Source organism: Caldimonas mangrovi (assembly GCF_023721835.1).
GTDB lineage: Bacteria > Pseudomonadota > Gammaproteobacteria > Burkholderiales > Burkholderiaceae_C > Caldimonas > Caldimonas mangrovi.
Map to the genome: position 1 here is coordinate 8689 of NZ_JAMKFE010000010.1, position 15188 is coordinate 23876.

2 protein-coding genes are annotated in these 15188 nt (G+C 70.2%); both read left to right on the forward strand.

The annotated features are described in order from the left end of the window. The first annotated feature begins 14 nt into the window (after nucleotides 1-14). A complete protein-coding gene (locus tag M8A51_RS16315) occupies nucleotides 15-7805 on the forward strand; it encodes a non-ribosomal peptide synthetase (protein WP_251779570.1) in 7791 nt (2596 codons plus the stop codon). Further along, complete coding sequence (locus M8A51_RS16320) at nucleotides 7805-15112, forward strand: non-ribosomal peptide synthetase (RefSeq protein WP_251779572.1); 7308 nt, start codon at nucleotides 7805-7807, stop codon at nucleotides 15110-15112. Before M8A51_RS16315 ends, M8A51_RS16320 begins: the two co-directional genes overlap by 1 nt. Nucleotides 15113-15188: the final 76 nt, after the last annotated feature.

Genomic DNA, 15188 nt, shown 5'->3' on the forward strand with positions numbered 1-15188 from the left:
GACAGGACCCTCCGATGACTTCGATGCCTCTGGCGCGGCCCGCGTCTTCGGCCCGCGCGTTCGACGACTTCGCGCGCCGCCCGGTCGGCGCCGGTCAGCCTGCGCCGCTTTCGTTCCAGCAGCAGCAGCTGTGGTTCCTGCAGCGCTACGAGCCCACGTTGACGGCCTACAACCTCCCGCGTGCGTTCCGCCTGCGGGGGCGGCTCGATGCGGACGCCCTCGAACGAGCGTTTCGTGCGTTGATCCAGCGCCATGGCGTGCTGCGCACCGCCTTCTCGGAAGAAGCGGGGGTATCGGTGCAGACGGTCCTTCCGCACGCCGCTTTCTCGCTGGCGCGCGACGATCTGTCCTCGCTGGCCCCGCAGCAACGCGAACAACGGCTGCAGCAGCATCTCGGGGAAGTCGCGGGCCACGTGTTCGATCTTGGTGCCGCTCCGGCGCTGGTGGCGCGGCTCGTGAAGACGGCCGAAGACGAGCATGTGCTGGCGGTGTGTCTTCACCACATCGTCTCCGACGCCTGGTCCAACCCATTGATGGCTCGCGACCTGGCGGCAGCCTATCGGCTGGCGCGGCAAAACAGGGGCGAGGTCTGCCTGCCCGAGCTGGCCGTGCAGTACGCGGACTACGCGGCCTGGCAGCGCGAGTGGGCGCGCCAGGGCGGTGCGGTGCGCGACCTGGAGCATTGGAACCGCCACCTCGGTCCCGACGTGCCGGCGCTGGAGATGCCGACCGACCGAGAGCGGCCGCCGCGGCAGACCTTCGCCGGCGCGGTCAAGGTGTTCGACGTGGACGCCACGCTGGCGCAACGCGTGCAGGCCTATTGCCGCACGCAGAAGTGCACTCCTTTTGTCGTGATGTTCGCTGCCTGGCAGGTCGTGCTGGCCCGTCGCAGCGGGCAACGCGAATTCGCCGTCGGCGTGCCGCAGGCGGCGCGACGCCACGAGGCGCTGGACGACTTGCTCGGTTTCTTCGTCAACACACAGGTCTTCAAGGCTCGCGTGGTGCCGCAAGCGACGCTCGATCAACTCTGCCGCCAGGTTCGCGACGACGCGCTCGCGGCGCTCGACCACGCGGAACTGCCGTTCGAACTGCTGCTGGAAAGCCGCAAGCTGCGGCGCGACCCGTCCCGGCCGCCGCTGTTCCAGGCCATGTTCAGCATGCAGATGAACGGCGAGGACGACCGGCTCTCGCTGGAAGGGCTGCAGGTCGAGCCGCTCGACGTCGACGAACGTGTCGCCAAGCACGAACTGTCGCTCGACATGGTGCTCGGTGCGGGCGGTGTGCAGGGCCGGCTCGAGTACAACACCGACCTCTACGACGCAGCCACCGCGCGGGGCCTGGTCCGCCGCTTCCTGCAGGTGCTGGACGCGATGGCCGGCTCGCCCGGCTTGCGCGTCGGGGCGTTGCCATGGCTGGACGACGACGAGCAGCGACAGCTCGACGCGTGGAGCCGGGGTGCGCAGATCACGGCGACGATCGAGCCGGTGCACCGGCAGATCGAGCGCCGCGCCGCGCAGTCTCCCGATGCGACGGCGCTGATGCTCGGTGACGAGGTGCTCAGCTATGGCGAACTCGAGGCCCGCGCCGAGCAGCTCGCGCAGCGGCTGGCGGCGGCGGGCGTCGTGCGCGCCTCCCGGGTGGGGGTGGCCATCGGGCGGTCCACCGACATGGTCGTCGCGCTGCTCGCGGTGCTGAAGACAGGGGCGGCCTATGTGCCGCTGGACCCGGCCTATCCTCGCGAGCGGCTCGAATGGATGGTGCAGGACAGCGCCGTCGGCTGCCTGCTGACACAACGCGCGCACAGGGACCGCGTGCCGTGCGGCGATGCGACGGTGCTGGTCGTCGACGATGCACAGGGCAGCCCGCGACGCACGTGCCGGCGGGTGCCGGTGCACGGCGCTCAGGTCGCCTATGTGATCTACACGTCGGGCTCCACCGGCACACCCAAGGGCGTGGAGGTGTCGCACGCGGCACTGGCGGCGCACGTCCACGCGGTGCTCGGCTACTCGATGCTGCAGCCGGGCGATCGGGTGCTGCAGTTCTCGACCCTGAACTTCGACGCCTTTGCCGAACAGCTCTACCCGGCCCTGTGCGTCGGGGCGACGGTGGTGCTGCGCGGGGAGAACCTCTGGGACAGCGACGCCTTCCACCGCGAGGTGACGCGCCAGCGCATCACTGTGGCCGATCTCACCACGGCGTACTGGCTGCTGCTGGCGCGGGATTTTGCGCGACAGGCGCCGCGCGATTGGGGCGGGCTTCGGCAAGTGACCGTCGGTGGAGAAGCGATGTCGCCGGAGGGCGTGAAAGCGTGGCGTGATGCGGGGCTGGCCCATGTCAGGCTACTGAACGCCTATGGCCCGACCGAAGCGACGATCACGGCGACGGTGTTCGATTGCAGCGGTGCGGCCTGCGACACGGCGCACGTACCGATCGGCGCCCCTGTCGGCGGCCGCATCGTGCGGCTGCTCGACGCGGAGCTGAACCCGGTGCCGCCGGGTGCCGTCGGCGAGCTGTGCATCGGCGGCCCGTTGCTCGCGCGCGGCTACGCCGGCCGGCCCGGGTTGACGGCAGAGCGGTTCGTGGCCGACCCTTGCGACGTCGAAGGTGGCCGCATCTATCGCACCGGCGACATGGCGCGCTGGCGGCATGACGGGCAACTCGAATACCTGGGCCGGGTCGACCAGCAGGTCAAGGTGCGCGGTTTCCGGATCGAGCCTGCGGAGGTCGAGGGATGCCTGCTGGCGCAACCGGGGGTGCGAGAAGCGGCCGTCGTGGCACGCCCCGGTCCGGCGGGTGCCCGGCTGGTGGCCTATGCCTGCCCGCTGTCGGGGCACGAGCTCGATGCGACCCTGCTGCGAGCGGCGCTCGCAAGCGCACTGCCGGAATACATGGTGCCTGCGGCCGTCGTCGTGCTCGATGCATTGCCGCTCGGGCCGAGCGGCAAGATCGATCGGGCGGCCTTGCCCGAACCCCGATACGACGAGATGCCGGCGCACGCACCCTTGCAAGGGGAACTCGAAACCCTGTTGGCGGCGGCCTGGGCGGAGGTGCTCGGTGTTGCATGCGTCGGGCGCCATGACAACTTCTTTGAGCTGGGCGGCGATTCCATCCTGAGCCTGCAGCTCGTCGCTCGTCTGCGCTCGGCCGGTTGGAAGCTGACCCCGAGGCAGGTGTTCGAACACCAGACCGTGGCAGCGCAGGCGGCCGCGGCGCAGCAACTGGACGCGCCGTCATCGCAGGCGCCACGCGCCCCGGTGCAGGGCGAGGCACTGCTGCTGCCGATCCAGCGCGACTTCCTGGAACAGGCGGTGCCGCGGCGCCACCACTGGAACCAGTCCGTCATGCTGCGCTGCAGAGAAGCTCCACAGTCCGCGCCGTTGATGGCCGCACTCGACTCACTGGTGGGCCATCACGAAGCGCTGCGGCTGCGCTACCTCCGATCGGCAGCCGGGTCATGGGTGCAAGCACACGCCGCACCGGCGCCACATGAGTGTTTTTGGGTGCGCGACATCGACGACGTGTCGCAAATCGAGGCGCACTGCGACGAAGTGCAGCGCAGCCTGGACCTGGCGCAGGGCCCGTTGCTGCGGGCGCTGCTGCTGCGCTTGCGCGACGGCACCGCCCGCTTGCTGCTGGTGGCCCATCATCTGGTGGTCGATGGCGTTTCGTGGCGCATCCTGCTGCGCGACCTGCTGACCGCGTACGAGCAGGCCTGTGCCGGCCGGCCGATCGAACTGCCTGCCAGGACCAGCAGCTTCCAGCTCTGGGGCCAGAGACTGCTCGACTACGCGTCGACGCATGCCGTCGAGATGGCGCATTGGCAATCGCTCGCCGACGTGCCTGCCGCGCTGCCGTGCCCGCGGCCCGGCGGCGAGAACACGTGGCGTCACCGCCGGGGCATCGTGTTGCAGCTCGATCGTGAAGCCACGCAGGCGCTGCTGCGCGATGCCCCCGCTGCCTACCGCACCCAGGTCAACGATCTGCTGCTGACGGCGCTGGGCCGGGCGCTGTGCCGATGGAGCGGGCACGAACGGCTGCTGGTCGACCTGGAAGGGCATGGCCGCGAGGACCTGTTCGACGACATCGACCTGTCGCGTACCGTCGGCTGGTTCACCAGCCTGTACCCGGTGGAGGTGGCGCCTCTGGGGCCGTTGCCCGATGCGTTGAAGCGGGTCAAGGAAGGCCTGCGCCGCGTGCCGCGCCGGGGCATCGGCCATGGCTGGTTCAAGCACCTCGGGAGTGCCGAACAACGGCAGGCGCTGTCGACGCTGCCGCAGCGGCAGGTGTTGTTCAACTACCTGGGGCAGCTGGATCAGACAGTCGACGTGCGGGCCGCGTGGGTGCCTTCGAACGAGCCCAGCGGGGCTGCGGTGGATGCGGACGCGCCGCTGGAGCACGAGTTCGTGGTCAACGGTTCGGTCTTCGACGGCGAACTGCGACTGGAGGTGAACTTCAGCGTCGCGCGTCACGACGAGGCCGCCGTGCGGGACTGGGTCGAGGACTGGCGCCGCGAGCTGCAGGCACTGATCTCTCATTGCACGGGCGGTGCTGCGGGCCTCACGCCTTCGGACGTGCCGCTGGCCGGCTTGACGCAAGCCCAGCTCGACGCACTGCCGCTCGATGGCGCCGAGGTGGCCGATCTCTACCCGCTGTCGCCCATGCAGTCCGGCATGCTGTTCCACAGCCTGGCCGAACCCGGCGACACGACCTACGTGACGCAATTGCGCGTGGATATCGACGGCGTGGACGTCGCGCGCTTCCGTGCCGCGTGGCAGGCCTGCGTGGAGCGGCACGAGGTGCTGCGCACCGGCTTCGTGACGGCTGTGGACCGTCCGCTGCAATGGGTGGCGCGCCACGCGCAGCTCGACGTGCAGGTGCGCGACCTGCGCCACGTCGGCGATGTGGCGCCCGCGCTGCACGAACTGGCTGCCGCCCAACGCACCGGGTTCGACCTCGCGAAGCCGTCGCTGATGCGCCTGGTGCTCGCGCGCATCTCGCAAAGGCGCCATCACTTCATCTGGTCGTGTCACCACCTGCTGCTCGACGGCTGGAGCACGTCCCATCTGCTCGGGCAGCTGCTGCGCCTGTACGCGGGCGAGGCCGTCGATCCGCCCGCAACGCGCTACCGCGACTACATCGCATGGCTGGCATCGCGCGATCCGGCGGACAGCCGAGGCTACTGGACCACGCAACTGCAACCGCTGGACGAACCCACCCGGCTGGCGAATGCACTGCCGCGTGCGGCCCGTGGCGACGGTCATGCCTGCCGCGAGTACCGCATCGACGAGCGGACCAGCGGGCGGTGGACGGACTTCGCGCGGCGCGAGCACATCACGCTGAACACCTTGGTGCAGGGCGCCTGGGCACTGCTGCTGGCCAGGTACACCGGGCAGCGGACCGTGGCCTTCGGCGCCACCACGTCCGGCCGCCCCGACACGCTGCGGGGCGCTCACGAGATGCTGGGCCTGTTCATCAACACCCTCCCTGTCGTCGCGACGCTGCCGGCGCAGCAGCCGGCGGCGGCCTGGCTGCGCGAGCTGCAGGCCGGCCAGCTGGCGGCGCGTGAGCACGAGCACACGCCGCTGTACGACATCCAGCAGTGGGCGGGACAGGGCGGCCGCGCGCTGTTCGACAGTCTGGTGGTGTTCGAGAACTATCCGGTCGATGCAGCGCTGCGGCAGGGGGAGGTGGCCGGCCTGGGCTTCTCGGCCGCGGCCAGCGCGGAGGACACGCACTACCCGATGGCGCTGTCGGTATCGCACGAGGGGTCGCTGGTGATGCGGTACGGTTACTCGCGAGAACACTTCGACGACGAGACCGTCGATCGCATCGCATGCCAGCTCGAACAGCTGCTCGCTTCGATCTGCGAAGCACCCGAACGTGCATTGGGAACGCTGGCGCTGCTGACGCCGCAGCAACAGGCCGACCTGCTGCAGCAGGGGCGGATCGAACGGCCTCGCGCGCCCTCCGAATCGCTGCCCGGTCTGCACGAGCTGATCGCGTCGCAGGCGCTGCGGCTGCCGGAGGCGATCGCGGTTGTCTGCGGACCCGAACGCCTCAGCTACGGCGAGCTGAACCGCCGTGCCAACCGGCTGGCCCACCGGCTCATTGCGATGGGCGTCAGGCCCGAGGTGCGCGTCGGCGTCGCCATGGAGCGTTCGGCCGACCTCGTGGTTGCGCTGATCGCGGTGCTGAAGGCCGGCGGCGCCTATGTCCCGCTCGACCCGCAGTACCCAGCCGAGCGGCTTTCGTGGATGGTGCAGGACAGCGGCATGACACTGTTGCTCACGCACGCCGGCCTGCGCGAGCGCCTGGCATCGGTGGACGGCGGCGTCGACGTGCTGGAACTCGACCAGGATCTGCTGGCGGCCGCCCCCGAACACGACCCGCGGGTACCGATGCACGGCGAGCAGCTCGCCTATGTGATCTACACGTCCGGCTCCACTGGCCGGCCCAAGGGCGCCCAGCTGTCGCACGCGAACGTCGTGCGGCTGCTGCAGTCCACGCAGGCCTGGTTCGGTTTCGACGAGCGCGACGTCTGGACCTTGTTCCATTCCTACGCGTTCGACTTCTCGGTGTGGGAGATCTTCGGCGCGCTGTGCCATGGCGGCACGCTGGTGATCGTGCCCTTCCTCGTCAGCCGTTCGCCGCGCGACATGCTGCAGCTGCTGCGCCAAGAGGGCGTCACCGTGTTCAACCAGACGCCGTCGGCCTTCACGCAGCTGCTGCAGGTGCCGGAGCTGGAAGCGCTGGACGACCTGTCTCTGCGCCTGGTGATCTTCGGCGGCGAGGCACTGGAGCCCGAGAGCCTGCGCCGCTGGATCGACCGCTTCGGCGACGAGCGCCCGCGCCTGGTCAACATGTACGGCATCACCGAAACGACGGTGCACGTGACCTACCGGCCGATCACCCGCGCAGACCTCGACGGCTCGCGCAGCCCGATCGGCCGGCCGATTCCCGACCTGGGGCTGCGCGTGCTCGACGCACACCTGCAGCCTGTGCCGGTCGGCGTGGCCGGAGAGCTGTATGTGGCGGGTGCCGGATTGGCCCGCGGCTACCTGAATCGCGCGGGCTTGAGTGCCGAGCGTTTCGTGGCCGACCCGTTCGATGCCGGCGGCGCGCGGCTGTATCGCAGCGGTGACCTGGCCCGCTGGCGCGCCGATGGCGAGATCGAATACCTCGGCCGGATCGACCACCAGGTGAAGATCCGCGGCTTTCGTATCGAGCTCGGGGAAGTGCAGGCCCAGCTGCTGGGGGTGACCGGCGTTCGCGAAGCGGTCGTCCTCGACCGCGCGGCACCCGGCGGCCCGCAACTCGTGGGCTATGTCGTCGCCGAACCCGGCGCGACGCTCGATGCGGCAGCCGTGCGGAGCGCGCTGCAGCAGCGGCTGCCCGATCACATGCTGCCTGCGGCCATCGTCGTGCTGGACGCCATGCCGCTGACCCCCAACGGCAAGCTCGACCGCAGGGCCTTGCCCACGCCCGAGGCGGCGCAGGCCGGCCTCTACGAAGCACCGGTCGGCGAGCTGGAGCAGGACCTTGCAGCGGTGTGGTCCCAGGTGCTGGGTCTGGAGCGGGTGGGGCGGCATGCCAACTTCTTCGAGCTCGGGGGCCATTCGCTGCTGGCGGTGCAACTTGCCGCGCGGATCGAGCGCGAGCTGCACCGGCCCTGCGGCGTGGCGGACGTGTTCCAGGCCCAGACCCTGTCGGACCTCGCGGCGCGGCTGCGCGTGGCGACGGCTCCTGCCGGTGCACAGGCACTGCAGGAACTGGATGCCTTCATCGATACCTTGGAGTCGTTCTGATGGACATTTCGGTCGCAGAGAAGATCGCGCGACGTTTCGCCACGCTGCCGGCCGAGCAGCGCCGGGCCGTGTACGAGAAGATGCGGGAGCAGGGGCTGTCGATGGCGCAGCTGCCGATCCTGCCGATCGAGGGCTGCCGGGACGCGGTACCGCTGTCTGCGGCGCAGCAGAGGCAGTGGTTTCTGTGGCAGCTGGATCGCGGCAGCACGGCGTACCACCTGTGCGGTGGGCTGGTGCTGGAAGGGGAGGTGGACGTTGGGGCTTTGGAGGCGAGCTTCCACGGCGTGGTGCGGCGCCACGAATCGCTGCGCACGGTGTTCCGCGCGACGGGCGACGGTCTGGCCGAACAGGTGATGCGGCCGGATGCGCAGCTGCAGGTGGCCCGGCACGACCTGAGCGGCCTGGCGGGCGGGCAGCGAGAAGCGCGAGCGCTCGAACTGGCCCGCGAGCTGAGCGAACAGCCGTTCGACCTCGAAGGCGGCCCGCTGCTGCGCGTGGCGCTGTTGCAGCTGCAGCCGCAAGAACACCGGCTGGTGGTGGTGATGCACCACATCGTCTCCGACGGCTGGTCGATGCAGCTGTTCGTCGACGAGTTTGCGGCGTGCTACCGCGCGCTGTGCCGGGGCGAGCCGGTGAGGCTGGCGGAGCTGCCGATCCAGTACGCCGACTACGCGGTGTGGCAGCGCCAGTGGCTGCAGGCCGGCGAGCGGGAACGCCAGCTGGGGTACTGGCGGGGGCAGCTGGGCCAGGAGCACCCGGTGCTGGCGCTGCCCAGCGACCAGCCGCGCCATCCGCAGGGGCGCTACCGGGGGGCACGCCACCGGGTGAGCCTGCCGCAGCCGCTGTGCGAGCAGTTGCGCCGCAGCGCGCGCGGCGAGGGCGTGACCGTCTTCATGCTGCTGCTCAGCGGCTTGCACGCGCTGCTGCACCGCTACACCGGGCAGCGCGACATCCGCATCGGGGTGCCGATCGCCAACCGCCAGCGTGTCGAGACCGAAGGCGTGATCGGGTTTTTCGTCAACACGCAGGTGCTGCGTGCGCAACTGCAGCCGCGCCAGAGCCTGGGGCAGCTGCTGGAGCAGGTGCGCGAAGCGGCGCTGGGTGCCCAGGCGCACCAGGATTTGCCGTTCGAGCAACTGGTCGAGGCGCTGCAGCCCGAGCGCAGCCTGGGCCACCATCCGCTGTTCCAGGTGATGTTCAACCACGTGCGGCAAGACCGGCGCGCGCTCGAACAGCTGCCCGGGCTGCAGATCCGGGACTGGGAGCTCGGCGAGCAGGCCGCGCAGTTCGAGCTCAGCGTGGACACGCTGGAGCAGGCCGACGGGCGCATCGAGGCGACGTTCCACTACGCGGCTGAGCTGTTCGAGCCGGCGACCATCGAGCGGCTCGCGCAGCACTACCTGAGGCTGGTGCAGCAATTGTGCGAGCGGCCGCAGCAGGCCATCGGCGATGTGGTGCTGCTGGACGCGCCGGAGCAGGCGCTGTTGCAGCAATGGGGGCAGGGCGGGCCGGCGCCGGCGCCGGCGCAGCCGGTGCACCGGCTCATCGAGCAGCAGGTGCAGCGCACGCCCGGGGCCATGGCGGTGGTGTACGGCGACGAACAGCTCAGCTATGCCGAGCTCAACCGCAGGGCGAACCGGTTGGCGCACCGGTTGATCGGGCTGGGGGTGGGGCCGGAGGTGAGGGTGGGGCTGGCGCTGGAGCGCTCGGTGGAGATGGTGGTGGCGCTGCTGGCGGTGCTGAAGGCAGGGGGAGCGTATGTGCCGCTGGACCCGCAATACCCCGCCGAGCGGCTGCAGTGGATGGTGCACGACAGCGGCGTGGCGCTGCTGCTGACGCAGGCGGGCCTGCGCGGGCAGCTGCAGCTGCCACCGCAGCTGCGGGTGCTGGAGATCGACCGCGAGCCGCTGCACGAGCAGCCCCGGCAGGACCTGCAAAACCCGAACCCCCTGCTGCACGGCGAGCACCTCGCCTACGTCATCTACACCTCCGGCTCCACCGGCCGGCCCAAGGGCGCTGCCAACCGCCACAGTGCGCTGTACAACCGCCTGGCATGGATGCAGCGGGCCTACGCGCTGGGCGCCGATGACACGGTGCTGCAGAAGACCCCCTACGGCTTCGACGTCTCGGTATGGGAGTTCTTCTGGCCGTTGATGGTCGGCGCCACGCTGGCCGTGGCAGCGCCCGGCGACCATCGAGAGCCGGCCCGGCTGGTCGAGCTGATCCGGCGTCATCGCGTGACGACGCTGCACTTCGTGCCCTCGATGCTCCAGGCCTTCGTGGCACACGAAGGCACCGACCGCTGCACCAGCCTGCGCCGCATCGTGTGCAGCGGCGAGGCCCTGCCCGCCGAGCTGCAGGTGCAGGCGCTGAAGCTGTGGCCCCAGGCCGGGCTTTACAACCTCTACGGACCCACCGAAGCCGCGATCGACGTCACGCACTGGACCTGCCGTGACGAGGGCCGCCCCAGCGTGCCGATCGGCCGGCCCATCGACGGCGTGTCGGTGAGCGTGCTCGACGAAGCGCTGAACCCGGTGGCGCCCGGGGTCGCCGGCGAACTCTATCTGGGCGGAGCAGGGCTGGGGCGCGGCTACCTCGGCCGGGCTGCGCTCACCGCCGAGCGCTTCGTCGCCACCGCAGGCGGCGAGCGCCTGTACCGCACCGGAGACCTGGTGCGCTGGCGCAGCGACGGGCAACTGGACTACCTCGGTCGGCTCGACCACCAGGTGAAGATACGCGGCCAGCGCATCGAGCTCGGCGAGATCGAGGCGCAACTGCAGGCCCAGCCGACGATTCGCGAGGCGGTGGTCGCCGCGCAGCCCGGCCGCTCCGGTGTGCGGCTGGTGGCCTATGTGACGACCCTCGACGGTGCCGGCATCGACACCCAGGCCGTGCGAGACGCGCTCGCCGCGCACCTGCCCGACTACATGGTGCCCTCGGTCGTCATGACGCTCGATGCCTTCCCGCTGAATGCCAACGGCAAGCTCGACCGCAAGGCGCTGCCCGTGGCGCAGTTCGCCGCCGCGCAAGACCACGAGCCCCCCCAGGGGGCGGTCGAGCAGGCGCTGGCGGCGGTGTGGGCCGAGGTGCTCGAACTGCAGCAGGTGGGACGCCACGACAACTTCTTCGAGCTCGGCGGCGACTCGATACTGAGCCTGCAGATCGTCGCCCGCGCAAGCCGCGCGGGTTGGCGCTTGAGCCCGCGCCAACTGTTCGAACGGCAGACCCTCGCCGAACTGGCCCGCGTCGCCGAAGCTGCCGACCCCGCGCCCGCCGCGGCCCCGAGCCACGTGCCGAGCGGCCACCTGGCGGATCACCTGAGTGCGGACGCTCTGGCGGCGCTGCCTTTCGGCGAGGCCGACGTCGAAGACGTGTTTCCCCTCTCGCCGACGCAGGAGGGCATGCTGTTCCATACGCTGGAGTCGCCTGGATCCGGGCTGTACGTGAACCAGCTCAGCGTCGAGGTCTCGGGCGTGGATGTCGGCCGGCTCGTTTCGGCCTGGCGGTCGATGGTGCAGCGGCACGCTGCGCTGCGCACGGGTTTCCTGTGGCAGGCCGGCATGCCGCGGCCGTTGCAGTATGTCCTGCGCCGTGCGCAAGACGGCGTGACCGTGCTCGACTGGCGCGGCGTGTCGGACCCTGCCGAACGCATCGCACGGTACGTCGAGGACGATCATCGGCGCGGGTTCGACCTGCTGGCACCGCCGCTGGCGCGCCTGGCGATGATCCGGCTCGACGACGACCGCTGGCACATGGTCTGGACGCAGCACCACATCCTGCTTGACGGTTGGAGCGACTCGCGCCTCGTCGGCGACTGGCTGCGCTGCTATGGCGGCGAGTCGCTCGATGCACCCGGACCCGGCTATGGTGACTACATCCGCTGGCTGGCACGGCAGGACGTGCACGCGACGCAGGCCTTCTGGCGTCGCGAGCTGGCAAGCCTCGACGGGCCGACACTGCTGGCCGAGACGGCGCCCAAGGTGCCCGGGCGCACCGGCTTCGGCAAGCTCTACACCCGGCTCGGGGTGGACGAGACACGCGCCCTGCAAGCCCACGCGCAACGCGAGCGCATCACGCTCAACACCTTGGTCCAGGGGGCGTGGGCCTTGGTGTTGCAGCGCTATACAGGCAAGGAGCAGGTGGTGTTCGGTGCGACCGTGGCCGGCCGTCCAGCGAGCCTGCCGCGCGCCGAGGAGATCCTGGGCCTGTTCATCAACACCTTGCCGGTGCCGGTGAAACGGCAGGCCGCATCGAGCGTCGCCCAGTTCCTGCGCGAGTTGCAGTCCACCAACCTGCGGCTGCGCGAACAGGAGCACAGCGCGCTGGCCGACGTGCAACGCTGGGCCGGTTCGTCGGGCCGGCCGCTGTTCGACAGCATCATCGTGTTCGAGAACTACCCGGTGGACCGAGCGCTGCGCAGCAACGAACGCCATGGCCTGCGCTTCGGCGACATGGCCACGCAGGGCCTGACGGGCTATGCGATGGACTTGCAGGTCACCGTCGGCGAGCGGCTGGAAATCGAGTACTGCTACGCATTGCAGGACTTCGCCGACGATTTCGTGCACGCGCTGCGGGGCCATGTCGAGCACCTGTTGCGGCAGATGGTCGACTTTCCTCAGCGGGCCGTCGGCGAGCTGCAGTGGCTGACCCCGCCGGAACGGCAGGCCCTCTTCACGCTCGGCCGCAATGAATCCGTCGCCGAGCCCTACCGACTGCCGGTGCACCGGCAGATCGCCCGCCACGCCGCCGAGCGCCCCGAAGCGATCGCGCTGCTGATGGGCGAGCAGGAGCTGAGCTACGGCGACCTCGACCGTCGTGCCAACCGGCTCGCGCATGCCTTGAGGGCCCGGGGCATCGGCCCGGAAGCACGGGTGGGCGTCGCGATGGAGCGCTCGCTCGACGTGATCATCGCGCTGCTCTCGGTGCTGAAAGCGGGCGCCGCCTATGTGCCGCTGGACCCGGAGTACCCCGCCGACCGCCTCGCCTACATGATGGCGGACAGCGGTTTGTCCTTGCTGCTCACACAGGCACGCGTGCTGCCCCGCCTCCAGCTGCCGGCCGGCATGCAAGCGCTGACGGTCGACGAAGCCGATCTGCAGGGGCTGCCGGACCACGAGCCGAACGTTGCCCTCGGCGAGCACGCGCTGGCCTACGTGATCTACACCTCGGGGTCGACCGGCCGCCCCAAGGGCGTCGCGGTCACGCATGGTCCGTTGGCGATGCACTGCCGAGCCACGGCAGAGATCTACGGCATGACGCCCCAGTCGTGCGAGCTGCTGTTCATGTCGCTGTCGTTCGACGGCGCGCATGAGCGATGGCTCACGGCATTGACGGTGGGGGCAGGGCTGGCGTTGCGCGACAACGAGCTGTGGACCGCCGAGCAGACCTTCGACGCCTTGCACCGCTACGGTGTCACCAACGCCGCGTTTCCCCCGGCTTACCTCGGCCAGGTCGCGGAGTGGGCGGTACCGCGCGACAACCCTCCGCCGGTGGAGCTGTACGTCTTCGGCGGCGAAGCGATGCCCAAGGCCTCGTACGACAAGGTGCGCCAGGCGCTGAGGCCGCGCCTGCTGATCAACGGCTACGGCCCCACCGAGACGGTGGTCACGCCGCTGATCTGGAAGACCGAGGCGAGCCGCAGTTTCGACTGCGCGTATGCGCCGATCGGCCGGCCGGTGGGCGAACGCACCGCCTACGTGCTCGATGCCGACCTGCAGCCGGTGCCCCGCGGCGTGGCGGGCGAGCTGTACATCGGCGGCTATGGTCTGGCGCGAGGCTACCTCGGACAGGCCGGGCTGACGGCCCAGCGCTTCGTCGCGGACCCCTTCGACGAGCGCGGCGGGCGCCTGTACCGCACCGGCGACCTGGTGCGGTGGCTGGACGACGGCAACGTCGAATACCTCGGCCGGGTCGACCACCAGGTGAAGATCCGCGGCTTCCGGATCGAACTGGGCGAGATCGAGGCGCGCATCCGGGAACACGGCGGCGTGGCCGATGTCGCTGTGATCGCACAGGACGCGGCGGCCGGCCGGCAGTTGGTGGCCTACGTGGTGCCGGCCGTCCCGGCGGCTCGGCTGGCTGCCAGCGTGAAGCAGGCGCTGGGTGAACGTCTGCCCGACTACATGGTGCCGGCCCACGTGGTCGCGATGGAGCGCTTGCCTCGCCTGCCCAGCGGCAAGCTCGACCGCAACGCGCTGCCCGCACCGGTGGCCGAACGGCAACGACAGCACGTGCCGCCGTCGACGGCAGCGGCCCGCACGCTCGCGCGCGTCTGGCAGGAGGTGCTCGGTGTCGAATCGATCGGCGAGACCGACAACTTCTTCGAGCTCGGCGGCGATTCGCTATCGAGTCTGAAGGTGATCGCGAAGATGCGCCAGTGTGGCGATCCGGCGCTGAATTTCAAGCTGCGCGACCTGCTGCAGCGCCCGACGATTGCCGCGCTGCTCGGGCTGGAAGCCACGCAGGCCAGACAGGCACCGCTGCTGCTGAACCCGCATCGGCCGCAGGCACCATCGCTGTTCTGCCTGCACGCCGGTGTCGGCACGATCTTCGACTACCAGCCGCTGGCACGCCGGCTCGATGGCGCCTGCAACGTCTATGGCCTGCCGTGCCGCAGCCTCGCGGACCCGGCCTGGCGCGACGTCTCGATCGAGCAGATGGCCATCGACTACGCCGGGATGGTCCGCGCAGTCCAGCCGCACGGACCGTACCGGCTGCTCGGCTGGTCGCTGGGCGGCACGTTGGCGGCGGCGATTGCGGCGCTGCTCGAGGCCGCCGGCGAGGAGGTCGATTTCCTGGGGCTCATCGACCCTTATGTGCCCGGACTCGCATCGGGGCCCGCGGGCGACGACTGGCGAGACGATTTCCACGAGTTCATCGCTGAAGTGCTGCCGGGTGCCGGTGTCGCGGGTCTGCCGGCCTGCGCCGAACCCGGTGCCGACGAGCTGGTGCCCGTGCTGCAGGAACTGCTTGGCCGACGCGATGACGGCCACACCGACCGCTATGCCGGGATGGGCGCCGACGACCTGGCGCGCCTGTTTGTCGTGGCGCGGCATCTCAAGGCCTTGTCGCGCAACGCCGCGGCGCTGCGTCCCGTGCGGTGTCCGTCGCGCTGCTGGTGGATCGAGGGCAGGGCTTCCTCCGAGCGCCTCGCGCTGGAAGAGCAACTGGCGCAGCCGGCCGTGCAGGCCGCCGAGCTCGACGTCACGCATTTCGGCATCGTTCGCCATGCCGATGTGCAGGAGGACATCGCACGCGCGTTGGCAGGGGAGGTGGTCGGCAGCGGCGCAGGCAGCGAAGTCTGCTGAAAGCAAACGGCGCCCCTGAAGAGGGGCGCCGTGTCATTCGCGGGCGATGTCGAGTTCTGGTCCAGCGCTGGAGCGG

Excerpts from the sequence above, each read along its gene's own strand:
- M8A51_RS16315 (WP_251779570.1), top strand. The coding sequence starts at position 15 with ATGACTTCGATGCCTCTGGCGCGGCCCGCGTCTTCGGCCCGCGCGTTC.
- M8A51_RS16320 (WP_251779572.1), top strand. The coding sequence starts at position 7,805 with ATGGACATTTCGGTCGCAGAGAAGATCGCGCGACGTTTCGCCACGCTG.